We start from the raw sequence: 23,862 nt of genomic DNA, 5'->3' as shown, positions 1-23,862 counted from the left end.
ACATTATTATGGCGTGCGCTGGCGAACAATGCAACCCGTGTCGCCAGGGCGCGAAGATTTTGCGTGAGTTTTTGCTGGAGAGGTTGCGGATGAGTGAGGTAGGACAAGCAGGCAGGGAAAAGGCTTCTGCCTCATGGCGCCCGGGCCAGCGTAGCCGCACAGGCGCGCCAGCAATAAAAAAGGCCGCTTGCGCGGCCTTTTATCATTCAGCAAAGATTAGTGCTGCTGGCTCTGTTCGGTTGGATGACCTTTTTCCAGCTCCGCTTTGTTCTTGCCGAAGCGGCGGCGCACCACCACGAAGAAGACCGGAACAAAGAAGATAGCCAGCGCGGTCGCCGTCACCATCCCGCCCATTACGCCGGTACCGACGGCGTTCTGCGCGCCGGAGCCTGCGCCGGTGCTGATCGCCAGCGGCAGCACGCCGAGAATAAAGGCGAGCGAGGTCATCAGAATCGGGCGCAGACGCATGCGGCAGGCATCCAGCGTCGCCTCAACCAGGCCTTTGCCCTCTTTCTCCATCAAATCCTTGGCGAATTCAACGATCAGAATGGCGTTCTTCGCCGATAGCCCGACGGTGGTCAACAGTCCCACCACAAAGTAGACGTCGTTGCTGAGTCCACGCAGCGTGGTGAAGATCAGCGCGCCGATAACCCCGAGCGGCACCACCAGCATCACCGAGAAGGGAATCGACCAGCTCTCATAGAGCGCCGCCAGGCAGAGGAAGACCACAATCAGCGAGATCGCATAGAGCGCAGGCGCCTGGTTGCCGGAGAGGCGTTCCTGGTAGGACATGCCGGTCCAGTCATAGCCGATGCCCGCAGGCAGTTTCGACGCCAACTCTTCCATCAGGTTCATGGCATCACCGGAGCTCTTGCCTGGCGCAGCCTGGCCCAGAATCTCCATCGACGGCAGACCGTTATAGCGCTCCAGACGCGGTGAACCATACTGCCACTTCGCCGACGAGAAGGCGGAGAAGGGCACCATGTTGCCGCTGCTGTTGCGCACGTACCATTTGCTGATGTCGTCAGGCAGCATACGATCTTTGGCTTCACCCATTACGTAGACCTTCTTCACGCGGCCGCGATCGATAAAGTCATTGACGTAAGAGCCGCCCCAGGCGGAGCCAAGCGTGGTGTTGATATCGGACAGCGATACCCCCAGCGCCTGCGCTTTTTCCTGATCGATAGTCAGCTTGTACTGCGGCGTATCTTCCAGGCCGTTGGGGCGCACGCCCACCAGCGTATCAGAGTGCTGCGCCACCATACCCAACAGCTGGTTACGCGCTTCGGTCAGTTTTTCATGGCCGAGGTTATTCTGGTCAATCAGCTCAAAGTCGAAGCCGGTGGCGTTACCCAGTTCGATAATCGCCGGCAGGTTGAACGGGAACACCATCGCATCTTTAATCTGGCCCAGCGCGCCCATGGCGCGGCCGGCGATAGCCGGCACCTTCAGATCGCTGCTGCTGCGTTCATCCCAGGGTTTCAGACTGACGAAGGCGATACCGGTGTTCTGACCACGGCCGGAGAAGCCGAAGCCGTTAACGGTAAACACCGACTTCACGCTATCCTTCTCTTTATTCAGGAAGTAGTCCGTGATCTGATCCATGACCTTTTGCGTACGCTCTTGCGTTGCGCCCGCAGGCAACTGCGCCTGAGCGAGCAGCAGGCCCTGATCCTCTTCCGGCAGGAACGAGGAGGGGAGACGCAGGAACAGATAGGCCATGCCCACCACAATCACCAGATAGATCACCAGGTAGCGACCGGTGCTGCGCACGATATGGCCGACGCTGTCGACGTAGTGGTTGGTGCTCTTGTCGAACAGGCGGTTAAACCAGCCGAAGAAACCGGTGGTTTTGCCGTGATCGCCTTTCTTGATCGGCTTCAGCATCGTGGCGCAGAGCGCCGGCGTCAGGATCAACGCGACCAGCACCGACAGCGCCATCGCAGAAACGATGGTAATGGAGAACTGACGGTAGATAACGCCGGTTGAACCACCGAAGAAGGCCATCGGGATAAAGACCGCCGCGAGCACCAGCGCAATACCAACCAGCGCGCCCTGAATCTGCTCCATTGAGACCCTGGTCGCCTCTTTTGGCGGCAGGCCCTCTTCGGCCATCACGCGCTCAACGTTTTCCACTACGACGATGGCGTCATCCACCAGCAGGCCGATGGCGAGCACCATACCGAACATCGTCAGCGTGTTTATCGAGTAGCCGAAGGCGCTGATAATCGCGAAGGTGCCGAGCAGCACCACCGGGACGGCGATAGTCGGGATCAGCGTGGCGCGGAAGTTCTGCAGGAAGAGATACATCACCAGGAACACCAGCACGATCGCTTCAAACAGGGTTTTCACCACTTCGAAGATGGAGATCTTAACGAACGGCGTGGTGTCATAGGGATAAACCACTTTCAGGCCAGCCGGGAAGGTCGACTGCAGTTTGCCCAGCTCCGCCTTCACCGCATTGGCGGTATCCAGCGCGTTTGCGCCGGTCGCCAGCTTGATACCGATACCGGAAGCGGGTTTGCCGTTATAGCGCGCGATAACCTCGTAGTTCTCCCCGCCCAGCTCGATTTTCGCGACGTCGCGCAGGCGAACCTGCGAGCCGTCGGTATTCACCTTCAGCAGGATCTTGCCGAATTCGTCAGTCGAGGTGAGACGCGTCTGGGCGATAATTGAGGCGTTAAGCTGCTGGTTCGGCGCGGCAGGCGCGCCGCCAAGCTGGCCCGCCGCCACCTGGGCGTTCTGGGTATTGATGGCGCTAATGACGTCGACCGGCGTCAGCTGATAGTTATTCAGCTTCGCCGGGTCCATCCAGATACGCATCGCATACTGTGCGCCGAAGATCTGGGTATCGCCCACGCCTGACGTACGGCTGATAGGGTCCTTGATATTCGAGGCGACGAAGTCGGAGATATCGTTCTGGGTCATTGATCCGTCATCGCTGACGAAACCCGCCACCATCAGGAAGCTGCTGGAGGATTTCTGCACCTGAATACCCTGCTGCTGCACTTCCTGCGGCAGCAGCGGCATCGCCAGCTGCAGTTTGTTCTGCACCTGGACCTGCGCGATATCGGGATCGGTGCCGGATTCAAAGCTCAGGGTCAGCTGCAGGTTACCGGAAGAATCACTGTTTGATGAGAAGTACATCAGCCCATCAATACCGTTCATATTCTGTTCGATAACCTGCGTCACGGAGTCCTGCAGCGTTTTCGCATCGGCGCCCGGATAGGCGGCACGAATCTGCACGGCCGGCGGAGCAACGTTTGGATATTGCTCGATCGGCAGCTTAAGAATCGATAGCGCACCCGCCAGCATCACGATGATGGCGATTACCCACGCAAAGATGGGGCGATCGATAAAGAACTTAGCCATGTATCAACGGCTCCTGTTAAGACGAAGTTTTTTCAGACTGGGTCTGAGATTGCGCACTGGCGTCAGATTTCTGCTCGGCAGAGACTTCCTGCGGCGTCACCTGGGCGCCTGGCTTCGCACGCTGCGTGCCGACGCTGATCACGCGTTCACCCTCTTTCAGACCAGAGGTCACCAGCCATTTGTCGCCAATCGCCTGCGCGGCGTTGACGCTGCGCACTTCAACCTTGTTGTCCGCGCCAACCACCATGACGGTCGCCTGACCGGTCGGCGTACGGGCGACGGCCTGCTGCGGAACCAGCAGCGCATTCGGGTTGGTGCCTTCCTCCAGACGCGCGCGGACGAACATGCCCGGCAGCAAACGATGATCTGGATTCGGCACGATAGCGCGCAGGGTGATAGAGCCGGTGGTTTCGTCAACCGTGACGTCGGAGAACTCCAGCGTGCCTTTCTGCGGCGATTCGCTGCCGTCCTGCATCAGCAGGGTAACGGTCGCTTTGCCGTCGACCTGTTTCAGCTGGCCAGATTCCAGCTCCGCGCGCAGGCGCATAAATTCGTCGCTGGACTGGGTGACGTCGACATACATCGGGTCGAGCTGCTGCACAGTGGCCAGCGCGGTGGTCTGCGCACTCTGCACCAGCGCCCCTTCGGTCACGGACGATTTGCCGATACGACCGCTGATAGGCGAGGTCACTTTGGTGTAGGCCAGATTAATGCGGGCGGTTTCGACGTTCGCTTTCGCAACCTGCACCGCGGCGGCGTTCTGCGCGGCGGTAGCGACGGCGTTGTCGTAATCCTGCTGGCTGATATATTTGGTGCCGAGCAGCGGCTTGTAGCGATTAACCGTCAGCTGCGCGATGCGGGCGTTGGCTTCCGCCTGCGCCAGATCGCCTTTGGCGCTGTCGTAGCTTGCCTGGTAGGTGGCAGGATCGATCTGATAAAGCGATTCGCCCGCTTTAATATCGCTGCCTTCCACAAAATTACGCTTCAGAATGATACCGGAAACCTGAGGACGCACTTCAGCCACGCGATAGGCGGAAGTTCGGCCCGGCAGCTCCGTGGTAATCTTCAGGGGTTCGCTTTTCAGGGTAACAACTCCCACTTCCGGCGGGTGCTGCTGGGCGGCTTGCTGGGATTTATTATCATCACATCCTGTTAACACAAAGCTGCCTGAAAGCATCAGGACGGCCGCCAGAGGCGCTAATCCTCTGTTTTTATTCATAAATAAACCTCTAGTGTCCGATATCAATTGATCAATGGATCACAAACCGATAAACCCATTGCTGCGCTAAAACCCGGGTCGTGCTATGGTACATACATTCACAAATGTATGTAAACTTGCCAGTTTGTAAAAAAAGCTCCCTATGGCACGAAAAACCAAAGCCCAAGCACTTGAAACACGTCATCAAATTCTGGATGCAGCCCTTGCGTTATTTTCCGGCCAGGGTGTTTCTGCCACCTCGCTTGCGGATATAGCCGCAGCGGCTGGCGTCACGCGGGGCGCTATTTACTGGCACTTTAAAAATAAAGCCGATGTGTTACACGAAATCTGGCTGCGCACCGACGCTGGGCTTGATGATGTGGAACTTGAGTATCAGACAAAATATCCTGGCGATCCACTTTCTGTATTGCGCGCGATGCTGATCTATATCTTTGAAGCGACAGCAAAGGATCCACAGCGTCGTGCGCTGATGGAGATCATCTTCCATAAGTGCGAGTTCGTCGGCGAAATGGCCGCGCTGCAAATCATGCAGCAAAGCCTGCTGTCAGAGTGCTATGACAAAATAGAAGAAGTATTGAAAGAGTGCATTGAGGCCGGGCAATTACCCGTTATGCTCAATACCCGCCAGGCGGCACTGCTGATGCGGGGGTACGTCAACGGCATGATGGAGAGCTGGCTGTTTACGCCCGAGAGCTTTGACCTGGCCGCGAGCGCGCCGCAAATCGTCGAAGTCTTTATCGATATGCTGCGCCTGAGCCCGACGCTAACCGCGTCGCATCAGGCCTGACGCTCCGCGTCGCGCTTTTTCTCGAAGTCGCGCTGCACGATTGCCAGCGCCGCCAGCACGGTGTCCGCTGGCAAGCGGTTCTCCTCCAGCAGCTGAATCAAATCCACCGCCAGTTTTATCTCGTCAGGCGCGTTTTCCAGTGACATCTCTATTCCTTATATACGCAGTTTCGCTGCAACCAGCAGCATAAGTAGGGCGCCGGCCAGCGCACAGCCGAGCGCGGCAGGCTGGAGCGTCGCCAGCGAGCCAAAGCCGAAATAGCTGGCGATATAGCCGCCGACCAGCGCGCCGATGACCGCCAGCACCAGCGTGGCGACAAGGCCGCCAGGCCGTCCGGGGAAAAAACGCCGCTTCAGCCAGCCCGCGACCGCTCCAGTGATAATCCAGGCGATAATTCCCATTTCAGGCTCCAGAACAGATGGCGCTAAGTATAGGTCTCACAAGGCCTCGCCGCGCAGCGAAAGCGCCCACCTCACCGCATCAATCGCCTGACGACAGCGCGCCATGCGACCCTCCAGTACCTCAAGCTCCTGTTTCAACTGCTGCTGCGCCGCCAGGCTCTCCGCCAGCGCCAGCCGCTGTTCGCGCTGGTCGATCATCGCCTGCAGCCGCCGTTCATACTCGCGGTATTCCGCCAGCTTTTGCTGGCGCGGCGTCGCCGCAGGGCGTTCGCGGCGCGGGCGCAGCTGCTGCGTATTCGCTTCGCGCTGCAGGGCGGCAATCTGATTTACCAGCTTCTCCGCCAGCCAGACGCGCTCTTGCGCATTCGACGAGGCGTAGAGCAGCTGCTGATTACGCTCAATCTCCTGCAGATAGTCCGCCAGCCGCGTGCCGCTAGCGCTAAATAGCTGGCGGTCAAAGCGCGGCGTGCGGCAGTGGCCATCGGAATGGCGCGCAATCTGCGCTTTAAGCGCGGCCAGGCAGGCGGCCAGGCGTTGTTGTGTAGTGGCGTCCGCCATTATCTTTTCCTTATCTGTGCTAACGTAGCGCGCATGCAACGGATTCAGGCAAGGCTATGCAACGTATTTTACTGCTGACTCTCGGCTGGCTGGCTATCCTGCTCGGCGCGCTGGGCATTGTATTACCATTATTACCGACCACGCCATTTGTGCTGCTGGCAGCCTGGTGCTTCGCCCGATCGTCGCCGCGCTTTCACCACTGGCTGCTGTGGCGTTCGCCGTTTGGCCGCTATCTGCGCCACTGGCAGCGCCACCGCGCGATGCCGCCGGGCGCGAAAGGGCGCGCCATGGTGCTGACGCTGGTGACCTTTTGCCTTTCTATCTGGCTGGTGAAAATTCTGTGGGTGCGCCTTTTTCTTGGCGGAATGCTCTGCTTTTTGCTGCTGATGATGTGGCGTATTCCTGTGGTCGCCGAATCGCCCGACGATCGCGCGCCGCCGCGATAAGGTTGCATTTAGCCGGCCATTTGCTTAGATTTGGGCATCTTCGTGCGTGGCTTCCCTTTTTTTACTCTCTGCGTCTGATTCATTTCGGAATCTGACGCTATGGAAGCTGCGCGATATAAAGTTTTTACCAGGCGTAACATTATGACCGCAACTGCGCAGCAGCTTGAATTCATTAAAGAGAGCATTAAAAGCATTCCGGATTACCCGAAACCCGGGATCCTCTTCCGCGACGTCACCAGCCTGCTGGAAGATCCGCAAGCCTACGCCGCGACCATCGCGCTGTTCGTCGAGCGCTTTCGCGATCGTGGCATCACTAAAGTCGTCGGCACCGAAGCACGCGGTTTTCTGTTTGGCGCGCCGGTCGCGCTGGCATTAGGCGTCGGCTTCGTGCCGGTGCGCAAGCCCGGCAAACTGCCGCGCGAGACCTTCAGCGAATCCTACGAGCTGGAATATGGCACCGATGCGCTCGAGCTGCATAAAGACGCGATTAAGCCTGGCGACGTGGTGCTGGTGGTTGACGATCTGCTGGCGACCGGCGGCACCATCGAAGCCACGGTCAAGCTGATCCGCCGCGCAGGTGGCGAGGTCAAAGACGCCGCCTTCGTGATTAATCTCTTCGATCTGACCGGCGAATCGCGCCTGAAAGCGCTGGGCGTCAACTGCTACAGCCTGGTCAACTTCCCCGGTCACTAAGTGACAATGGCCTCGCCGCGCGCGAGGCCAGCAAGTGATAGGCAATGCCCGCTGTCGCTGTTAAACTACTGCAACGATATACAGGGGTTGCAGCGCGTCTGCGCTCATCTTTCCAACCACATCCAGTGATCGAATCCACATGAGCTATCAGGTACTTGCGCGAAAATGGCGTCCTCAGGCGTTTGCTGACGTTGTCGGTCAGGAACATGTCCTGACCGCGCTGGCGAATGGACTGTCACTGGGACGTCTCCACCATGCTTATCTCTTCTCCGGCACGCGCGGCGTAGGCAAAACCACCATCGCGCGCCTGCTGGCGAAAGGACTTAACTGCGAAACCGGCATCACCGCCACGCCGTGCGGCCAGTGCGACAACTGCCGCGAGATCGAACAGGGCCGCTTCGTCGATCTGATCGAGATCGACGCCGCCTCGCGCACCAAGGTGGAAGACACGCGCGATCTGCTGGACAACGTGCAGTATGCCCCCGCGCGCGGCCGTTTTAAGGTCTATCTGATCGACGAAGTGCATATGCTGTCGCGCCACAGCTTCAACGCGCTATTGAAAACCCTCGAAGAGCCGCCGTCGCACGTTAAATTCCTGCTGGCTACCACCGATCCGCAAAAGCTGCCGGTGACCATCCTCTCCCGCTGCCTGCAGTTTCATCTCAAGGCGCTGGACGTCGAACTGATCCGCAAACAGCTCAGCTATGTGCTGCAGCAGGAGCAGATCGAAAACGAACCGCGCGCGCTGCAGCTGCTGGCGCGCGCCGCCGACGGCAGCATGCGCGACGCGCTCAGCCTGGCGGATCAGGCGATCGCGATGGGGCAGGGCATCGTCAGCAGCCTCGTTGTCAGCCAGATGCTTGGCACGCTGGACGATGAGCAGCCGCTGGGCCTGATCGAGGCGCTGGTGGACGGTAGCGGCGAACAGGTGATGACGCTGCTCAACCAGGCTGCGTCGCGCGGCGTAGAGTGGGAAGCGCTGCTGGTGGAGATGCTGCGTCTGCTGCACCGCATCGCCATGGTGCAGCTGCTGCCCGGCTCAATCAGCGATGAAGAAGAGAGCCATGCGCCGCGCCTGCGTGAACTGGCGCGCGTGGTCCCGCCCGCTGACGTTCAGCTCTACTATCAGACGCTACTGATGGGGCGCAAAGATTTGCCGCTGGCGCCCGACCGCCGCATGGGCGTCGAAATGACCCTGCTGCGCGCGCTGGCGTTCCATCCGCAAACGGCGATAGCCGAACCGGCAGCGCGTCCAGCGATGACGCCGCAGGCGGAGCCGTCCGCCGCAGCCGCGCAGGCGCAGGCGCACGCCGTCGCGCCGCAGCAGCATGTCGCCGCCGCGCAGCCGCAGATGGCGCCGCCCGCGCCGCCGCAGGAACGGGTCGCGCCGCCGGTCGCCGCACCGCCGGCCGCCGCGCCTGACGGCTCATTTTCCGATACCACCAGCCAGCTCCTGCAGGCGCGCACCCAGCTGCTGCGCCAGGGGGCCAGCAAACCAAAAAAGAGTGAGCCGGCAGCGTCTCTGACGCGGCCGGCTACCTCCGCGCTGGAGCGCCTGGCCTCCGTCACTGAACGCGCGCAGGCGGCGCGTCCGCGCGAGACGGCGCCAGCGAAAAAAGAGGCGTACCGCTGGAAAGCGCAGTCGCCGGTTGAGGCGGCACCCGAACCGGTGGCGACGCCAAAAGCCTTGCGTTCGGCGCTTGAGCATGAGAAAACCCCTGAGCTGGCGGCACGGCTGATGGAAGAAGCGCAGCAGCGCGATCCTTGGGCGGCGGAAATCGCCGCGCTGCCGCTGCCGAAGCTGGTGCAGCAGCTGGCGCTGAACGCCTGGAAAGAGCGTACCGAGCAGGGCGTCTGCCTGCATTTGCGCGCCGCGCAGCGTCATCTGAACTCCGCGTCGGCGCAGCAGGTGCTGGCTGCCGCGCTGAGCGACGCCGCCGGTCAGCCCGTTGAATTGACTATCATTGAAGATGATAATCCTGCGGTATTGACGCCACTCGAGTGGCGACAGGCCATTTATGAAGAGAAGCTGGCGCAGGCGCGCCAGTCTATCATTAGTGATACCCACATCCAGACGCTGCGCCGGTTCTTCGACGCCGATCTGGATGAAGAGAGTATCCGACCCGTTTGACCACGCTGCCGCTGTCTTATGGATAGCGATGCGGCCTTAGCTGAGAGAGAAAACTATGTTTGGTAAAGGCGGACTGGGCAACCTGATGAAGCAGGCCCAGCAGATGCAAGACAAAATGGCCAAAGTCCAGGAAGAGATCGCCGCGCTGGAAGTGACTGGCGAATCGGGCGCAGGCCTGGTGAAAGTCACCATTAACGGCGCGCACAACTGCCGCCGCGTGGAGATCGATCCCAGCCTGCTGGAAGATGACAAAGATATGCTGGAAGATCTGGTCGCCGCCGCATTCAACGATGCCGCTCGCCGCATCGACGAAACGCAGAAAGAGAAAATGGCCTCTGTTTCCTCGGGCATGCAGCTGCCGCCCGGCTTTAAGATGCCATTCTGATGCAAACCAGTCCACTGCTTGAATCTCTGATGGAGGCGCTGCGCTGCCTGCCCGGCGTTGGGCCGAAGTCGGCGCAGCGCATGGCTTTTCAGCTGCTGCAGCGCGATCGCAGCGGTGGCATGCGGCTGGCGCAGGCGCTGACGCGCGCCATGTCCGAAATCGGCCATTGCGCCGATTGCCGTACCTTCACCGAGCAGGAGATTTGCACCATCTGCGCCAATCCGCGGCGTCAGCAGAATGGTCTCATCTGCGTGGTGGAGAGCCCGGCGGATATTCACGCCATCGAGCAGACCGGCCAGTTCGCCGGGCGCTACTTTGTGCTGATGGGGCATCTCTCCCCGCTGGACGGCATCGGCCCGCAGGATATCGGGCTGGATCGGCTTGAGCAGCGGCTGGAGAAAGAGCCCCTGAAAGAGGTGATCCTCGCCACCAACCCGACGGTTGAGGGCGAAGCCACCGCCAACTATATCGCCGAGCTCTGCGGCCAGTACGGCGTCGACGCGAGCCGCATCGCTCACGGCGTGCCGGTGGGCGGCGAGCTGGAAATGGTCGACGGCACCACGCTCTCCCACTCGCTGGCGGGACGCCATAAGATTACTTTTTGAACGCTTGCCGACGTCGTTAACGACGTCGGCTTGAAATCTTTCGCACCATCCCCACATCAACCTCAACGTTCGTTCAACCTGATTCCGTTGAGGTAACAATGACCATGAAAGGACAAGAGACGCGTGGCTTTCAGTCAGAGGTAAAACAGCTTCTGCACCTGATGATCCATTCCCTCTATTCAAACAAAGAGATTTTCCTGCGCGAGCTGATTTCCAACGCCTCGGACGCCGCCGACAAGCTGCGCTTCCGCGCGCTGTCGGACGCCAGCCTCTATGAAGGCGACGGCGAGCTGCGCGTGCGTCTCTCTGTGGATAAGGACAAACGCACCCTGACGCTGTCGGACAACGGTATCGGCATGCGTCGCGACGAGGTGATTGAGAACCTGGGCACCATCGCCAAATCCGGCACCAAATCTTTCCTTGAATCGCTGGGCTCAGACCAGGCGAAAGACAGCCAGCTAATCGGCCAGTTCGGCGTCGGCTTCTACTCGGCGTTCATCGTGGCGGACAAAGTGTCGGTGCGCACCCGCGCGGCCGGCGCGGCGGCTGATGAGGGCGTGTTCTGGGAATCGGCGGGCGAAGGCGAATATACCCTTGCCGATATCACCAAAGCCGATCGCGGCACCGAGATTACGCTGCATCTGCGCGAAGGCGAAGATGAGTTCCTCGACGCCTGGCGCGTGCGCAGCATTATCGGCAAATATTCCGATCACATCGCGCTGCCGGTCGAGATTGAAAGCAAAGACGAAGAGAGCGGCACCACCACCTGGGAGAAGATCAACAAAGCCCAGGCGCTGTGGACGCGTAACAAGTCGGACATCAGCGACGAAGAGTACAACGAGTTCTATAAGCATATCGCACACGACTTCAGCGATCCCGCCATCTGGAGCCACAACCGCGTTGAGGGCAAGCAGGAGTACACCAGCCTGCTCTACATCCCGTCCCGCGCGCCGTTCGATATGTGGAACCGCGATCACAAGCACGGGCTGAAGCTCTATGTGCAGCGCGTCTTTATTATGGATGACGCCGAGCAGTTTATGCCGAACTACCTGCGCTTCGTGCGTGGCCTGATTGACTCCAGCGATCTGCCGCTGAACGTGTCGCGCGAGATCCTGCAGGACAGCCGCGTCACCCAGACCCTGCGCGGCGCGCTGACCAAGCGCACGCTGCAGATGCTGGAGAAGCTGGCCAAAGATGACGCCGAGAAGTACCAGACATTCTGGAAAGAGTTCGGTCTGGTGCTGAAAGAGGGCCCGGCGGAAGACAGCGCCAATCAGGAAGCGATCGCGAAGCTGCTGCGCTTCGCCTCAACGCACAACGACAGCGCCGAGCAGAATGTGTCGCTGGAAGCGTACGTCGGCCGCATGGTGGAAGGCCAGGATAAGATCTACTACATCACCGCCGACAGCTACGCCGCCGCGAAGAGCAGCCCGCATCTGGAGCTGTTCCGCAAAAAAGGCATTGAGGTGCTGCTGCTCTCCGATCGCATCGACGAGTGGATGATGAGCTACCTTACCGAGTTCGACGGCAAGGCGTTCCAGTCGGTCAGCAAGGCGGACGAGTCGCTGAGCAAGCTGGCGGATGAAGAGAGCGAAGAGCAGAAAGAGGCGGAGAAGGCGCTGGAGCCGTTTGTGGATCGCGTGAAAACGCTGCTGGGCGACCGCGTCAAAGAGGTGCGTCTGACGCATCGCCTGACCGATACGCCCGCTATCGTGACCACCGATGCCAACGAAATGAGCACTCAGATGGCGAAGCTGTTCGCCGCGGCGGGTCAGGCAGTGCCGGAAGTGAAGTATATCTTCGAGATCAACCCGGACCACCAGCTGGTGAAACGCGTGGCGGATACCCAGGACGACGCGCGCTTCGGCGAATGGGTCGAGCTGCTGCTGGATCAGGCGCTGCTGGCTGAACGCGGCACGCTGGACGATCCTAACCAGTTTATCCGTCGTATGAATCAGCTGCTGACGGCTTAAGCAATCGCCCGCGTCTGATTATTCCAGACGGCGCGTTTGCTAAAACGCAGGTAGCGCTGACCGAAGAGCAAAGCGTCCCGCGACAAGGATGTCGCAGGCCGAGCGGCAGGGATGCGAATAGCGACTTTGCGATCGGTCAGCGCTATCTGCCTAAGCTCGCAGCTACAGACATGAAGGCCGGTGCGTATGCATCGGCCTTTTTTACAGCGGTGCGGTCGCGGGTGCCTGTATGATCTTACTGCTGCGCCGCCTCGCGCAACCAGTCGCGAAACAGCGTGATCTCTCCGTCGTTGCGCCGCGACGCCTTGGTCATCATCCAGGTCGCGCGATCGACGCGCACAAAGCCGAGCGGAGCGATAAGCGAGCCCTCTTCGAGCTCGTTGCGCACCAGCAGTCGCGGCGCCACCATCACGCCCAGTCCATTTTTCGCCGCCTGAATGCCGAGCGTCAAATTGTCAAAATGCTTGCCCGACCAGAAATTGCCCCGTACCTCGGCGTTTTTTGACCACTCCGCCCAGGCGTGCAGGCGCGTATCGATGTGCAGCAGGGGAAGTGCAGCGAGATCCTGCGCGCAGCGAAAGCGTGGGGCGAACAGCGGCGCGCAGAGCGGCCCAAGATAGTCGTCGCCGATCAGCGTCGCGTCGATATCCCCGTCGGGCGGCTGCTCATCGCTGAGGATCAGCACGTCGATATGCTCGCTGCGCAGCTGGCTTAGCGCCATCTGCCCCTGAAAGTGGATCTCGATGTCGGGATAGCGCTGATAAAAGGTGCTAATGCGCGGGATCAGCCACTGCGACAAAAAGCTCGGCGCGCAGGAGAGGCTGAGATGATGGCGCATACCGGTGCGAATACTGGCGCAGGTGGTGGAGAGTTCGCTAAAGGCTTTTTGACAGCTGAGCAGCAGACGCTCGCCGTGCGAGGTTAACGTCACGCGTCCATGGGTGCGCACGAAAAGCGGCTTGCCCATCCAGCTCTCCAGCTGGCGAATCTGATGGCTTACGGCGCTGTGCGTGACGTGCAGGTGCTCGGCCGCTACGCTAAAGCTACTGTGCAGCGCCGCCTGATGAAAATGGTGCAGCGCCCTTAGCGGAGGTAGCCGGGTCATACTCATCCCTTGTGTAAAAACCTAACAGGGATTGTCAGTTTATATCATTTTAAAGTCCAGCCGCATTCCGCTAACCTGGCCCGCTGATTATAGCGGGTTGACTGCCAGGCAAAGCTATGCGTGGTCTGCTGTTGCCGCCATCACCCACCGATAAAAGAGAACCACGACGCGATGGCATTTCATTCCTGGGCCGATCGACCTTCCGAAGCGCGAGACCGGTTACGCACGCTGCTGTCACGGCATTACCGGCTGGAGCAGTACGATCTGTTTTTCGCCCCTTCGCTGCATGTGGCGCGCATCCTGCTTTCCCAGCTGTTTCTGCGCCAGGAGCAGGCGCGCAATCAGACGCGCTACGCTACCCACTATCCCGTGACGGAGCTGAACGTCTTGCCCGCCGTGCCGCTGATGGCCGGAAATATCCATTTCGTCGCCCACGTCGCGCTGCCGCAGGGCCGCGTGCGGCCGCTGCAAGCGGCCATGCAGCAGGGCGTGGTCGACGCCAGCGAAAGCTTTGCCAGCGTGCTGCATGAAGAGCTGCTCGCGCACGCCAGCCTCTTCGTGTCGCGCCTCGACCGCCATGCGGATCTGCCGGGCGGCCCGGTGCTGGTGGCGCTGCGCACCGCCGACTTCAGCACCCTGGTGCGCAGCGAGCTGCGCCTGTTCGAGCAGGGGCTGCCGCTGGCCGCGCCGGTGCTGGCCGCGCTGGGCCGTCTGCGCGAGCAGGGCTGGCGGCCTTACAATCAGGCCTGCGTCGAGGCGATCGGGCTGACTGCGCCGCAGCCTCTCGCCTCCAGCCATACGCCAGGCATGCCGTTCGCCAGCTTTGCGCTGCCGCCGAGGCTGCTGGCTGCGCTAAGCCATGCCAGCGATCTGGAGCTGTGGCCACAGCAGGGCTATCTGCTGGTGCGCGCCAGCCAGCGCGGCGGCGCGCATAAGCAAACCAACCTGACGCCGCATATCCTCAGACGCGTTCAGGCGCTGCTCAATCCCGGCGGCGAATCTGAAAAAAGCGAGTAGCCGCGCCTGCCCGCCGCCGTTTATGGAGAAACGGGCTGCTGTCGCCCGCAAGGAAGCCGCGCCTTTCTTGTGGTGAGCGGGTCATAATGGTATGGTCTTCGCCTTCTAGATTGATCAATGCGATTCGCAAGGGGATTTACGCAATGCGTATTATTCTGCTCGGTGCTCCGGGCGCAGGTAAGGGCACTCAGGCTCAGTTCATCATGGAGAAATATGGCATTCCGCAAATCTCCACGGGCGACATGTTGCGTGCGGCGGTTAAGGCCGGCACCGAGCTCGGCAACCAGGCGAAAGCCATCATGGACGCCGGTAAACTGGTCACTGACGAGCTGGTTATCGCGCTGGTAAAAGAGCGTATCGCGCAGGAAGACTGCAAAAACGGTTTTCTGCTGGACGGTTTCCCACGCACCATCCCGCAGGCGGACGCGATGAAAGAAGCGGGCATCAAAATTGACTGCGTGCTGGAGTTCGCCGTGCCGGACGAGCTGATTGTCGATCGCATCGTCGGCCGCCGCGTGCATGCGCCGTCGGGCCGTGTTTATCACGTCAAATACAATCCGCCGAAGGTAGAGGGTCAGGACGACGTTACCGGCGAAGAGCTGACCACGCGTAAAGACGATCAGGAAGAGACCGTGCGCAAGCGCCTGGTGGAATACCATCAGCTGACCGCGCCGCTGATCGCCTACTACAGCAAAGAAGCGGAGGCGGGCAACACCGCTTACCACAAAATTGACGGCACCCAGCCGGTCGCTGAGGTCAGCAAGCAGCTGGCGCGCATTCTCGACTAACGCCGTTGGGGCTGGCCGTGCCAGCCCCTTTTGCAGTAATTGCTTTTCCCTCTCCCGCTTTCCGCTACAATTCCTCCTGTTTTCACGCATCTCCGCTATCAAGGAATAACAATGAGGCAAGACAAGCCCGGCGTGTTACTGGTTAATCTCGGTACGCCAGACGCCCCCACAACTGCCGCTGTAAAGCGTTATCTGAAACAGTTTCTCAGCGATCCCCGCGTCGTCGATACGCCGCGCTGGCTCTGGTGGCCAATCCTCAATGGCGTCATTCTGCCGTTTCGCTCGCCGCGCGTGTCGAAGCTCTACGCCTCCGTCTGGATGGAGGGCGGCTCGCCGCTGATGGTCTATAGCAAGCAGCAGCGCGAGGCGCTGGCGGCGCGCGTCGATATGCCGGTCGAGCTGGGCATGAGCTATGGCAACCCCAGCCTGCAGAGCGCGGTAGACAGCCTGATGGCGCAGGGCGTCACGCGCCTGATCGTGCTGCCGCTCTACCCGCAGTTCTCCTGCTCTACGGTGGCGGCGGTCTGGGATGGCCTCTACAGCGCCTTCAAAACCGCGCGCACCCTGCCGGATATCCACTTTATTCGCGACTATGCCGAACATCCGGCCTATATCGCCGCGCTGAAAGCGTCGGTAGAGCGCTCTTTTGCGGCCCACGGGCAGCCAGATCTGCTGGTGCTCTCCTATCACGGCATCCCGCAGCGCTTCGCCAGAGAGGGCGACGACTACCCGCTGCGCTGCGCTGATACCACGGCGCTGCTGCAGCAGGCGCTGGGCCTGCGCGACGATCAGATTATGATGACCTTTCAGTCGCGCTTTGGCCGCGAACCCTGGCTGCAGCCCTACACTGACGAAACCATGCAGGGTCTGGCGAAGAAGGGCATTAAACATGTGCAGGTGATGAGCCCGGGCTTCGCCTCTGACTGTCTGGAGACGCTGGAGGAGATCAACGAGCAAAACCGCGAGTTCTTCCTGCACGGCGGCGGCGAAAAGTTCGAATATATCCCGGCGCTGAACGCCGACGCGGCCCACATCGAGATGATGGTGCAGCTGGTCAACGCGCGTCGTTAAAGCCGCGGCGGAGAATGTGCTATCATCCTCCGCCTGTTTTTCTGACGGCGCCCATCATGAAATTTCCCGGCAAACGCAAATCCAAACACTATTTTCCCGTTAGCGCTCGCGATCCCTTGCTGCACGTCGCCTCACAGGAGGTGGAAGAGGGCAGCTGGGTCGTGGGAATCGATCAGACGCTGGTGGATATCGAGGCCAAAGTCGATGACGCCTTTCTGGTTCGCTACGGCCTGAGCGCCGGGCACTCTCTGGTCATCGCCGACGACGTTGCTGAAACGCTCTATCACGAGCTGCAGCGCGATAACCTGATTAGCCACCAGTTCGCCGGCGGCACCATCGGCAATACGCTGCACAACTACTCGGTGCTGGCCGATGACCGGTCAGTGCTGCTCGGCGTGATGTGCAGCAATATTCAGATCGGCGGTTACGCCTATCGCTACCTCTGCAACACCTCCAGCCGGGTCGATCTCAACTATCTGCAGGGCGTCGACGGCGCCATTGGCCGCTGCTTTACCCTGATCGGCGAGCAGGGCGAACGTACCTTCGCCATCAGTCCCGGGCAGATGAACCAGCTGCGCGCCGAAAGCATCCCCGAAGCGGTCATCGCTGGCGCGTCGGCGCTGGTGCTCACCTCTTACCTGGTGCGCTGCGGCGAGGGCGAACCGATGCCGCAGGCCACCCTGCAGGCGATTGAGTACGCGAAGCGCCACAACGTGCCGGTGGTGCTGACGCTGGGCACGAAGTATGTTATCGGCGACAACCCGCAGTTCTGGCGGGATTTCATGCGCGACCACGTCACTATCGTGGCGATGAACGAAGAGGAAGCGCTGGCGCTGACCGGGGAATCGGATCCGCTGCGCGCGGCCGATATGGCGCTGGAGTGGGTCGACCTGGTGCTCTGCACCGCCGGTCCGACCGGCCTTTATATGGCGGGCTACACCGAAGAAGCGTTCAAGCGCAAAACCAATCATCCGCTGCTGCCCGGCGCGATCGCGGAATTTAACCAGTATGAGTTCAGCCGCGCTATGCGTCGGCAGGCGTGCGAGCAGCCGCTGCGCATCTTCTCTCATATCGCCCCCTATATGGGCGGACCTGAGAAGATCATGAACACCAACGGCGCGGGCGACGGCGCGCTGGCGGCGCTGCTGCACGACATTACGGCGAACAACTACCATCGGCAGAAAGTGCCGAATTCCAGCAAGCACGCGCGCGAATACCTGACCTATTCGTCGCTGGCGCAGGTGTGTAAATACGCTAACCGCGTCAGCTACCAGGTGCTTAACCAGCATTCGCCGCGCCTGACGCGCGGCCTGCCGGAGCGTGAAGACAGCCTTGAAGAGTCCTACTGGGATCGTTAAGTCTTGAGGAAAGAGGGCAGGCGCCTGCCGGCGCCTGCTTGCTCTCCGCGCGGGCGCCGTGGTTAAGCGGCGATATAAAGCTTAAATCGGGCACTCGCGCACCACAGGGCGCTCGGCGATCTCCGCCTCCAGCATATGCAGCATGCTGCTGGCGATCTCGCGCTCGCCCATCACGACGCGCGTGGCGCCGCGCGCCATAATGTATTCCACTTCGTCGTCGTAGTGCGCGCGCGCGATAATCTCGATGTCGGCAAACTTCTCGCGCGCGGTAGTCACGATCTCGCCTGACTCGAAGCCGTTGGGAATGGTCAGCAGCAGCCAGCGCGCGCAGTCGAGTCGCGCCAGCTCCATGGTTTCGGCGCGCACCGCATTGCCGAGCACCGCCGGAATGCCCTGTTCGCGCAGCGCCTCGACGCGCGCGCGTGAGTTCTCCACGACCACGAAAGGCACATCCGCCTCCAGCAGCTTCTGGCCCAGCAGGCTGCCGACCCGGCCATAGCCGACGATGACGGCGTGGTGGCAGATATCCACCGGAATCTGCTTCTCTTCCTCAACCGCCTCTTCCTGCGCCTGTGGCTGACGACTTTCGCTCCTCGCCAGGAAACGCTCCAGCAGGCTGAACAGAACAGGGTTGAGCATAATAGAGAGGATTGCCGCCGCCAGCACCAGGTTACGCCCCTCGCTGCTGAGCAGATTGAGGGAGATGCCGAGACCGGCCAGAATAAAGGCGAATTCGCCAATCTGCGCCAGGCTGACGGAGATGGTCAGCGCGGTGCGGCGGGAATGGCCCAACAGCGTCACCAGCAGCCAGGCGGCGACAGATTTGCCCAGCACCACAATCACCAGCGCGCCCAGCACCGCCAGCGGCTGTTCCACCAGGATCATCGGATCGAACAGCATGCCGACCGAGACGAAAAAGAGCACCGCGAAGGCGTCGCGCAGCGGCAGCGTATCGTGGGCGGCGCGATGGCTCAGCTCCGACTCGTTCAGCACCATACCGGCGAAAAAAGCGCCGAGAGCAAAAGAGACGTCGAAAAACTCTACCGCGCCAAAGGCGATGCCGAGCGCCAGCGCCAGCACCGCCAGGGTGAACAGCTCGCGCGAGCCGGTGGCGGCGCTTTTCGCCAGGATCCAGGGCACGGCGCGACGGCCCACCACCATCATCAGCACCATAAAGGCGGCGACCTTGCCGATGGTGAGCAGCAGATCCCACGCCAGCAGCTGCGGGCTGGCGTTGCCCTGTTCCAGCATGCCTGCAATGGCGGGCAGCAGCACCAGCGTCAGCACCATCACCAGATCTTCGACAATCAGCCAGCCGATAGCGATCTGGCCGCGCTGGCTGTCAATCAGCTGACGCTCTTCCAGCGCGCGCAGCAGCACCACGGTGCTGGCGGTGGAGAGACAGAGACCGAACACCAGGCCGGTCATCAGCGACCAGCCCAGCCAGGCGGAGAGGCCCATTCCCAGCAGCGTGGCGACGGCAATCTGCGCCACCGCGCCGGGAATGGCGATGCTCTTTACCGCCATTAAGTCCTTCAGTGAAAAGTGCAGTCCGACGCCGAACATCAGCAGAATAACGCCCAGCTCTGCCAGCTCAGGCGCAAGATTGGTGTCGGCGACAAAGCCCGGCGTAAAGGGGCCGGCCAGCACGCCCGCCAGCAAATAGCCGACCAGCGGCGAAATGCGCAGCCGCTGTGCGAGCATGCCAAGGAGAAACGCCAGGACCAGCCCCCCGACGATGGTGGTGATCAGCGGTGTGGTGTGATGCATGCCTGTCTCCTTGTGTGCAAATGTATCTGCCTGTAACAATTAAGTTTAAGGCAATGTGTTAATTTTCGCTGTGCTATTTGCGGGATAATAAGAAAAAAGTTTGAAAATAAGAGAAAAGTGGAGTCGAACTGCTGTTTTTCTCTGTTTTCGTCAATCTGCGTCGCAGCAAGGCGAGCTTGCGAGGGGGGGCATTACAATATCTTCCTGCAAAATGCCATGCTGCTGCCCACTATCCCGCTGGAATGCACGACGAATCACGGTAAGCGGTCTCAGGCGCAGCTTTGCGCCAGCTTTAGCGCTTCGGTTCGTTTTTGCCAATGAGTGTTAAAAGTAATTCAGTGCCAGCGATAGCGGTGTTTCATCTTGAGTTAAACAGTGGAATATGCGACACAGTGGGTCAGCATGCTGACACCACCCGGAACGGGACTGCGTAAAATAAGGAGACAGGCTTTGCTGTTATCACGATGGGCCGCCACCGGTCTTGCGCTACTGGCGCTGACCCCCCTGCTTTCTCAGGCCGCCGAGCCGGATCGCACTTACCGTTTTAGCATTCTTCATACCAACGACCAGCACGGCCATTTCTGGTATAGCGCGCAGGGCGAATATGGCCTGGCGGCGCAAAAGACCTTAATGGATACGCTGCGCTACGATGTGCAGGCCAAAGGCGGCGGCGCGCTGATCCTCTCGGCGGGCGACGTCAACACCGGCGTGCCGGAGTCCGACGCGCTGGCGGCGGAGCCAGATATTCGCGGTATGAACCTGATCGGCTATGACGCCATGGCGCTTGGCAATCACGAGTTCGACCATCCGCTCGAGGTGCTGCGCAAGCAGGAGAGCTGGGCGCGTTTTCCCTTTCTCGCCGCCAATCTCTACCAGAAAAGCACCGGCCAGCGGCTCTTCAAGCCCTGGGCGATTTTCAATCGTATGGGGTTGAAGATCGCCGTGCTGGGCCTGGCGACGCCCGATACCGCCAGGCTGGCGAACCCCACCTATCTGCGCGATATCGAATTTCGCGACCCGGTCAGCGAAACGGAAAAAGCGGTGGCGGAGCTGCGCGCAGGCGAGAAGCCTGACGTGATCGTGGTGCTGAGCCATCTCGGCTATGACGACAATGGCGAACACGCCAGCAACGCCCCCGGCGACGTGACGCTGGCGCGCAGCCTGCCGCCGGGCACCGTCGCGATGATCGTCGGCGGCCATTCGCACGATACGCTTTGCATGGCGAAAGAGAACGAGCGGGTAAAAGCCTGGCAGCCAGGCGCGGCCTGCCAGCCGGACAAGCAGAACGGCGTCTGGATTATGCAGGCGGGGCAGTGGGGTGAATATGTAGGGCGCGGCGATTTTACCTGGCGCAACGGTGAGGTGGCGCTGGAGTCTTACGCGCTGGTGCCGGTCAACCTGAAGCATCAGATCAAAAACGCCGACGGCAGCGAGACCTGGCTGACGTATCAGCAGGAGATCCCGAAAAATACCGCCATGATGAAGCTGCTGATGCCCTATCAGAAGCGGGCCGAGGCGCGGCTGAACGTCGCCGTCGGCAGCGCGGCGGGACCGTTTGACGGCGAGCGCGAGCAGGTGCGTTTTACCCAGACCCGTCTCGGCCAGCTCATTCTGCGCGCGCAGATGGCGAAAACGCAGGCGGACTTCGCGGTGATGAGCGGCGGCGGCATCCGCGCCTCGCTGCCGGCGGGCAAGCTGAGCTGGCGCGATCTGCTGCAGGTGCAGCCGTTCGGCAATCAGGTGGTGTCGGTAACGCTGACCGGCGCTGAAGTGAAAAAATACCTCGACGTGGTGGCGAATATCAAACCTGATACAGGCGGCTTCGCGCAGTTTGCACATGTCAGCCTGGCGGCGGACGGCAGCACGGTAAGCGACGTGCGGATAAACGGCCAGCCGCTGCAGGAGAATAAAACTTACCGCATGGCGACCAACAGCTTTAACGCCGCAGGCGGCGACGGCTATCCGCGCCTTGATACCCATTCAGGCTATCAGAACACAGGAACTATTGATGCTGAGGTGCTGCGCGACTATGTCAAAGCCCATTCGCCGCTAAAAGCCGCCGACTATGTGCCGACAGAGACGATCCACAGGCTCACGGAAGCAGAGAAAAAGGCGCGTGAAAAGCCGCACAAGCGCAGCTATCCGCAGATGATTCTGGCGTGGCTCTGGCCATGGGGACGGGAAACGGCGCATAACGCGCCGTAAACCCTGGCGATATCCCTTCACGGGAGGCTTTGCCTCCCACACCTTCCTGTGCGCTGGCAAGCAGAGTCGCCATTTGAGAGATCAGGCCTCGCAGGCCTTACGCTCGAACCAGCGCGGACGCAGCTTGTCCCACACCCAGTTGTACGCCATGGTGTAGGGCAGGAAAAACAGGAAAAAGGCCACTTCCAGCAGAAACGCCTGCCACAGCGAAATGTTAAGCATCCACGCGGCAATCGGCAAACCGATCAAAATAAAGCCGCCTTCAAAAAGCAGCGCGTGCAGGGCGCGGATCAGCACGCCGCGATGGACTTTGCCTGGCGGGCAGAGGCGATCGAAAATGGCGTTATAAATCATATTCCACAGCATCGCGACGGTTGAGAGCATCAGCGCCAGCGCGCCCATCTCAAACAGCGGCTTATCCATCGCCCAGGCAGCCAGCGGCGAAACGGTGAGGATCGCCAGAGTTTCAAACCCCAGCGCATGTATAAAGCGTTCTTTTAGCGAACGGGTACGCATCATTAACCTCCAGCAGTCAGGCGCGCATTCTGGCATCTCAGGATGATAAGATAAAATGATGACCTATCGATAAAAGCGATGGATGAAATGCGTTACTCACCGGAATCTTTAGAGGCGTTTGTGCAGACCGTCAGCAGCGGCTCCTTTTCCGCCGCGGCGCGCGCGCTGGGCAAAAGCCAGTCAACGATCAGCTCGGCGGTTGCCGGGCTGGAGGACGATCTCGGCTTTAAGCTGTTCGATCGCAGCGGACGTCAACCGATCCTGACCGATCAGGGCAGGGGCGCGCTGGCGCAGGTGCAGCAGATCCTGGCCGCCAGCGAGCGGCTCGACGCGCTGGCTATCCGTCTGGCGCAGGGGATTGAGCCGCGCCTCAGCTTCGCCGTATCGGACTTCTGGCAGACCCAGCACCATGAGCAGCTGCTGAAACAGTTCGACGCGCGTTTTCCGGAGATCGAACTGGAGTGCATGATTGCTGAAGATGAAGACGTGCTGGATCTGCTACAGGCGGGGCGGGTGCATCTGGGCGTGGTGCGCGCCCAGCCCGCGCTGCCGCCCGATATTGCCGTCGCACGGCTGCAGGTCAGCGCGGAAATGGCCATCTATATCCATCGCGATCATCCGCTGGCGCAGCACGACGGCCTCACGGAAAGCGCGCTGGAGCAGGTGCGCCAGCTGCGGCTCAACACCTGGGTCGAGCCGCACGCGATTGCGCCGCCGGGACGCGTCTGGTCAGCGCCGACCTATTTGCTGCTGCTGGAAATGGCGGAGCAGGGATTTGGCTGGAGCATTCTGCCGCGCTGGCTGGTCACGCAGTTTGGTCACGGGCTACTGCAGGAGCTTGCGCTGCCGGGCTGGCCGCAGCAAATCGCGGTAGAGGCGATCTGGTCGCGCCGCAATCCGCCTGGACCGGCGGGACGCTGGATGATCGACCAGCTTTGTGCCCAGCCGCGCAGCTAGTCGCGTCGCGCGATATCCGCCAGCGGCGCGTCGAGCAGGCGCGCCAGATCCTGCGCCGCCAGCTCCAGATCCAGGCCGCGCTTGCCGCCGGAAACGAAAATGGTGGCGAAATCGGCGGCGGAGCGGTCGATCACCGTCGGCAGCCGCTTTTTCTGGCCCAGCGGGCTGATGCCGCCAACCAGATAGCCGGTCACGCGCTGCGCCAGCTGCGGATCGGCCATATCCGCTTTTTTCGCGCCTAACGCTTTCGCCACCTTTTTCAAATCGAGCTGGCTGGCGACCGGCGTCACCGCCACCGCCAGATGTTTCGCATCGCCGTTAAGCGCCACCAGCAGCGTTTTATAGACCTGCCGCGCGTCCAGGTTAAGTTTACGCACCGCCTCGTCGCCAAAGCTGGTTTCCTGGCTGTCATGCTCATAGGGATGAAGGGTAAAGGCGACCTTTTGTTTTTCCAGCAGTTTTACGGCAGGCGTCATAAACTTCTCCTTATAGGAAAAATCCCATT

At 60.7% G+C, this 23,862-nt stretch carries 22 protein-coding genes and 1 other annotated feature; of the genes, 13 read left to right on the top strand and 9 right to left on the bottom strand.

Features of this window, described 5'->3' with window-relative positions:
- Positions 1 to 216: 216 nt before the first annotated feature.
- Positions 217 to 3,372 carry an efflux RND transporter permease subunit gene (locus tag ACR6A7_RS06265; protein ID WP_434123981.1) on the bottom strand — a complete coding sequence of 1,052 codons (3,156 nt, stop codon included), beginning with the start codon at positions 3,370 to 3,372 and terminating at the stop codon, positions 217 to 219.
- A 16-nt stretch (positions 3,373 to 3,388) separates the two neighbouring features.
- Complete coding sequence (locus ACR6A7_RS06260) at positions 3,389 to 4,591, bottom strand: efflux RND transporter periplasmic adaptor subunit (protein WP_434123980.1); 1,203 nt, start codon at positions 4,589 to 4,591, stop codon at positions 3,389 to 3,391.
- A 142-nt stretch (positions 4,592 to 4,733) separates the two neighbouring features.
- Between ACR6A7_RS06260 and acrR the strand changes: the two genes are divergently transcribed.
- The gene (gene acrR / locus ACR6A7_RS06255; protein ID WP_434123978.1) at positions 4,734 to 5,378 is read left to right on the top strand and encodes a multidrug efflux transporter transcriptional repressor AcrR; all 645 of its coding nucleotides are present in this window, start codon (positions 4,734 to 4,736) and stop codon (positions 5,376 to 5,378) included.
- On the opposite strand, the gene rsmS is transcribed toward acrR, so the two are convergent.
- From rsmS to priC, 3 genes are read right to left on the bottom strand one after another with little or no spacing between them, the layout of a single operon-like run.
- Positions 5,369 to 5,524, bottom strand: a complete 156-nt coding sequence (rsmS, locus tag ACR6A7_RS06250) for a pleiotropic regulatory protein RsmS (RefSeq protein ID WP_084883987.1) — start codon at positions 5,522 to 5,524, stop codon at positions 5,369 to 5,371. The two genes, acrR and rsmS, sit on opposite strands and share 10 nt — an antisense overlap.
- Before the next feature lie 9 nt (positions 5,525 to 5,533).
- Complete coding sequence (locus ACR6A7_RS06245) at positions 5,534 to 5,779, bottom strand: GlsB/YeaQ/YmgE family stress response membrane protein (protein ID WP_434123977.1); 246 nt, start codon at positions 5,777 to 5,779, stop codon at positions 5,534 to 5,536.
- Positions 5,780 to 5,815: 36 nt separating this feature from the next.
- Positions 5,816 to 6,337 (bottom strand): primosomal replication protein PriC, encoded by a 522-nt coding sequence (priC, locus tag ACR6A7_RS06240; protein ID WP_434123976.1) that lies wholly within the window; start codon positions 6,335 to 6,337, stop codon positions 5,816 to 5,818.
- A 56-nt stretch (positions 6,338 to 6,393) separates the two neighbouring features.
- Between priC and ACR6A7_RS06235 the strand changes: the two genes are divergently transcribed.
- The 6 genes from ACR6A7_RS06235 (at position 6,394) to htpG (ending at position 12,570) form a co-directional block, all read left to right on the top strand.
- Positions 6,394 to 6,783, top strand: a complete 390-nt coding sequence (locus ACR6A7_RS06235; RefSeq protein WP_434123974.1) for a DUF454 family protein — start codon at positions 6,394 to 6,396, stop codon at positions 6,781 to 6,783.
- Between the two features lie 141 nt (positions 6,784 to 6,924).
- On the top strand, positions 6,925 to 7,476 hold the full coding sequence (apt, locus tag ACR6A7_RS06230; protein WP_434123973.1) for an adenine phosphoribosyltransferase: 552 nt from the start codon (positions 6,925 to 6,927) through the stop codon (positions 7,474 to 7,476).
- A gap of 139 nt (positions 7,477 to 7,615) precedes the next feature.
- A complete protein-coding gene (gene dnaX / locus ACR6A7_RS06225; RefSeq protein WP_434123972.1) occupies positions 7,616 to 9,607 on the top strand; it encodes a DNA polymerase III subunit gamma/tau in 1,992 nt (663 codons plus the stop codon).
- Positions 8,955 to 9,016: a sequence feature (DnaX frameshifting element), on the top strand. Its footprint overlaps the gene before it by 62 nt.
- Before the next feature lie 55 nt (positions 9,608 to 9,662).
- Entirely contained in the window at positions 9,663 to 9,992 is a 330-nt protein-coding gene (locus ACR6A7_RS06220) for a YbaB/EbfC family nucleoid-associated protein (RefSeq protein ID WP_033752664.1), read from the top strand.
- The gene (gene recR / locus ACR6A7_RS06215) at positions 9,992 to 10,597 is read left to right on the top strand and encodes a recombination mediator RecR (protein WP_434123970.1); all 606 of its coding nucleotides are present in this window, start codon (positions 9,992 to 9,994) and stop codon (positions 10,595 to 10,597) included. The genes ACR6A7_RS06220 and recR overlap by 1 nt, the downstream gene beginning before the upstream one ends.
- A gap of 104 nt (positions 10,598 to 10,701) precedes the next feature.
- Complete coding sequence (gene htpG, locus ACR6A7_RS06210) at positions 10,702 to 12,570, top strand: molecular chaperone HtpG (protein WP_434123969.1); 1,869 nt, start codon at positions 10,702 to 10,704, stop codon at positions 12,568 to 12,570.
- 235 nt (positions 12,571 to 12,805) lie between these two features.
- Here htpG and ACR6A7_RS06205 read toward each other — a convergent pair whose 3' ends face one another.
- On the bottom strand, positions 12,806 to 13,675 hold the full coding sequence (locus ACR6A7_RS06205) for a LysR substrate-binding domain-containing protein (RefSeq protein WP_434123968.1): 870 nt from the start codon (positions 13,673 to 13,675) through the stop codon (positions 12,806 to 12,808).
- A gap of 171 nt (positions 13,676 to 13,846) precedes the next feature.
- Here ACR6A7_RS06205 and ACR6A7_RS06200 point away from each other — a divergent pair, with 171 nt between their 5' ends.
- The 4 genes from ACR6A7_RS06200 to ACR6A7_RS06185 all read left to right on the top strand — a co-directional run bounded on the left by ACR6A7_RS06200 (position 13,847) and on the right by ACR6A7_RS06185 (position 17,909).
- Positions 13,847 to 14,692, top strand: a complete 846-nt coding sequence (locus ACR6A7_RS06200; protein WP_434123967.1) for a DUF6024 family protein — start codon at positions 13,847 to 13,849, stop codon at positions 14,690 to 14,692.
- A 143-nt stretch (positions 14,693 to 14,835) separates the two neighbouring features.
- Complete coding sequence (gene adk, locus ACR6A7_RS06195) at positions 14,836 to 15,480, top strand: adenylate kinase (RefSeq protein WP_434123965.1); 645 nt, start codon at positions 14,836 to 14,838, stop codon at positions 15,478 to 15,480.
- Positions 15,481 to 15,591: 111 nt separating this feature from the next.
- Entirely contained in the window at positions 15,592 to 16,551 is a 960-nt protein-coding gene (gene hemH, locus ACR6A7_RS06190; protein ID WP_434123964.1) for a ferrochelatase, read from the top strand.
- Positions 16,552 to 16,607: 56 nt separating this feature from the next.
- Positions 16,608 to 17,909: an inosine/guanosine kinase gene (locus ACR6A7_RS06185; protein WP_434123963.1), complete on the top strand. Its 1,302-nt coding sequence runs from the start codon at positions 16,608 to 16,610 to the stop codon at positions 17,907 to 17,909.
- Positions 17,910 to 17,990: 81 nt separating this feature from the next.
- Here the strand turns inward: ACR6A7_RS06185 and ybaL are convergent, their stop codons facing one another.
- Positions 17,991 to 19,679: a YbaL family putative K(+) efflux transporter gene (gene ybaL / locus ACR6A7_RS06180; protein WP_434123962.1), complete on the bottom strand. Its 1,689-nt coding sequence runs from the start codon at positions 19,677 to 19,679 to the stop codon at positions 17,991 to 17,993.
- A gap of 450 nt (positions 19,680 to 20,129) precedes the next feature.
- Between ybaL and ushA the strand changes: the two genes are divergently transcribed.
- Positions 20,130 to 21,884, top strand: coding sequence for a bifunctional UDP-sugar hydrolase/5'-nucleotidase UshA (ushA, locus tag ACR6A7_RS06175; RefSeq protein ID WP_434123961.1), 1,755 nt, complete (start codon positions 20,130 to 20,132; stop codon positions 21,882 to 21,884).
- A gap of 81 nt (positions 21,885 to 21,965) precedes the next feature.
- On the opposite strand, the gene ACR6A7_RS06170 is transcribed toward ushA, so the two are convergent.
- Positions 21,966 to 22,400 carry a multidrug/biocide efflux PACE transporter gene (locus ACR6A7_RS06170; RefSeq protein ID WP_434124130.1) on the bottom strand — a complete coding sequence of 145 codons (435 nt, stop codon included), beginning with the start codon at positions 22,398 to 22,400 and terminating at the stop codon, positions 21,966 to 21,968.
- 87 nt (positions 22,401 to 22,487) lie between these two features.
- On the opposite strand from ACR6A7_RS06170, the gene ACR6A7_RS06165 reads away from it, so the two are divergent.
- Positions 22,488 to 23,357: a LysR family transcriptional regulator gene (locus tag ACR6A7_RS06165; RefSeq protein ID WP_434123960.1), complete on the top strand. Its 870-nt coding sequence runs from the start codon at positions 22,488 to 22,490 to the stop codon at positions 23,355 to 23,357.
- On the opposite strand, the gene ybaK is transcribed toward ACR6A7_RS06165, so the two are convergent.
- The gene (ybaK, locus tag ACR6A7_RS06160) at positions 23,354 to 23,833 is read right to left on the bottom strand and encodes a Cys-tRNA(Pro)/Cys-tRNA(Cys) deacylase YbaK (protein ID WP_048784540.1); all 480 of its coding nucleotides are present in this window, start codon (positions 23,831 to 23,833) and stop codon (positions 23,354 to 23,356) included. The two genes, ACR6A7_RS06165 and ybaK, sit on opposite strands and share 4 nt — an antisense overlap.
- Positions 23,834 to 23,862: the final 29 nt, after the last annotated feature.

The organism is Pantoea phyllosphaerae, assembly GCF_051025595.1.
GTDB lineage: Bacteria > Pseudomonadota > Gammaproteobacteria > Enterobacterales > Enterobacteriaceae > Pantoea.
The sequence above is the reverse complement of the archived record's forward strand: the minus strand, read 5'-3'. Positions and strand labels throughout refer to the sequence as shown.

Bases quoted from the DNA above. Each gene is read 5' to 3' on its own strand.
- ACR6A7_RS06265 (WP_434123981.1), bottom strand. From the start codon at position 3,372: ATGGCTAAGTTCTTTATCGATCGCCCCATCTTTGCGTGGGTAATCGCC.
- ACR6A7_RS06260 (WP_434123980.1), bottom strand. From the start codon at position 4,591: ATGAATAAAAACAGAGGATTAGCGCCTCTGGCGGCCGTCCTGATGCTT.
- acrR (WP_434123978.1), top strand. From the start codon at position 4,734: ATGGCACGAAAAACCAAAGCCCAAGCACTTGAAACACGTCATCAAATT.
- rsmS (WP_084883987.1), bottom strand. From the start codon at position 5,524: ATGTCACTGGAAAACGCGCCTGACGAGATAAAACTGGCGGTGGATTTG.
- ACR6A7_RS06245 (WP_434123977.1), bottom strand. From the start codon at position 5,779: ATGGGAATTATCGCCTGGATTATCACTGGAGCGGTCGCGGGCTGGCTG.
- priC (WP_434123976.1), bottom strand. From the start codon at position 6,337: ATGGCGGACGCCACTACACAACAACGCCTGGCCGCCTGCCTGGCCGCG.
- ACR6A7_RS06235 (WP_434123974.1), top strand. From the start codon at position 6,394: ATGCAACGTATTTTACTGCTGACTCTCGGCTGGCTGGCTATCCTGCTC.
- apt (WP_434123973.1), top strand. From the start codon at position 6,925: ATGACCGCAACTGCGCAGCAGCTTGAATTCATTAAAGAGAGCATTAAA.
- dnaX (WP_434123972.1), top strand. From the start codon at position 7,616: ATGAGCTATCAGGTACTTGCGCGAAAATGGCGTCCTCAGGCGTTTGCT.
- ACR6A7_RS06220 (WP_033752664.1), top strand. From the start codon at position 9,663: ATGTTTGGTAAAGGCGGACTGGGCAACCTGATGAAGCAGGCCCAGCAG.
- recR (WP_434123970.1), top strand. From the start codon at position 9,992: ATGCAAACCAGTCCACTGCTTGAATCTCTGATGGAGGCGCTGCGCTGC.
- htpG (WP_434123969.1), top strand. From the start codon at position 10,702: ATGAAAGGACAAGAGACGCGTGGCTTTCAGTCAGAGGTAAAACAGCTT.
- ACR6A7_RS06205 (WP_434123968.1), bottom strand. From the start codon at position 13,675: ATGACCCGGCTACCTCCGCTAAGGGCGCTGCACCATTTTCATCAGGCG.
- ACR6A7_RS06200 (WP_434123967.1), top strand. From the start codon at position 13,847: ATGGCATTTCATTCCTGGGCCGATCGACCTTCCGAAGCGCGAGACCGG.
- adk (WP_434123965.1), top strand. From the start codon at position 14,836: ATGCGTATTATTCTGCTCGGTGCTCCGGGCGCAGGTAAGGGCACTCAG.
- hemH (WP_434123964.1), top strand. From the start codon at position 15,592: ATGAGGCAAGACAAGCCCGGCGTGTTACTGGTTAATCTCGGTACGCCA.
- ACR6A7_RS06185 (WP_434123963.1), top strand. From the start codon at position 16,608: ATGAAATTTCCCGGCAAACGCAAATCCAAACACTATTTTCCCGTTAGC.
- ybaL (WP_434123962.1), bottom strand. From the start codon at position 19,679: ATGCATCACACCACACCGCTGATCACCACCATCGTCGGGGGGCTGGTC.
- ACR6A7_RS06170 (WP_434124130.1), bottom strand. From the start codon at position 22,400: ATGCGTACCCGTTCGCTAAAAGAACGCTTTATACATGCGCTGGGGTTT.
- ACR6A7_RS06165 (WP_434123960.1), top strand. From the start codon at position 22,488: ATGCGTTACTCACCGGAATCTTTAGAGGCGTTTGTGCAGACCGTCAGC.
- ybaK (WP_048784540.1), bottom strand. From the start codon at position 23,833: ATGACGCCTGCCGTAAAACTGCTGGAAAAACAAAAGGTCGCCTTTACC.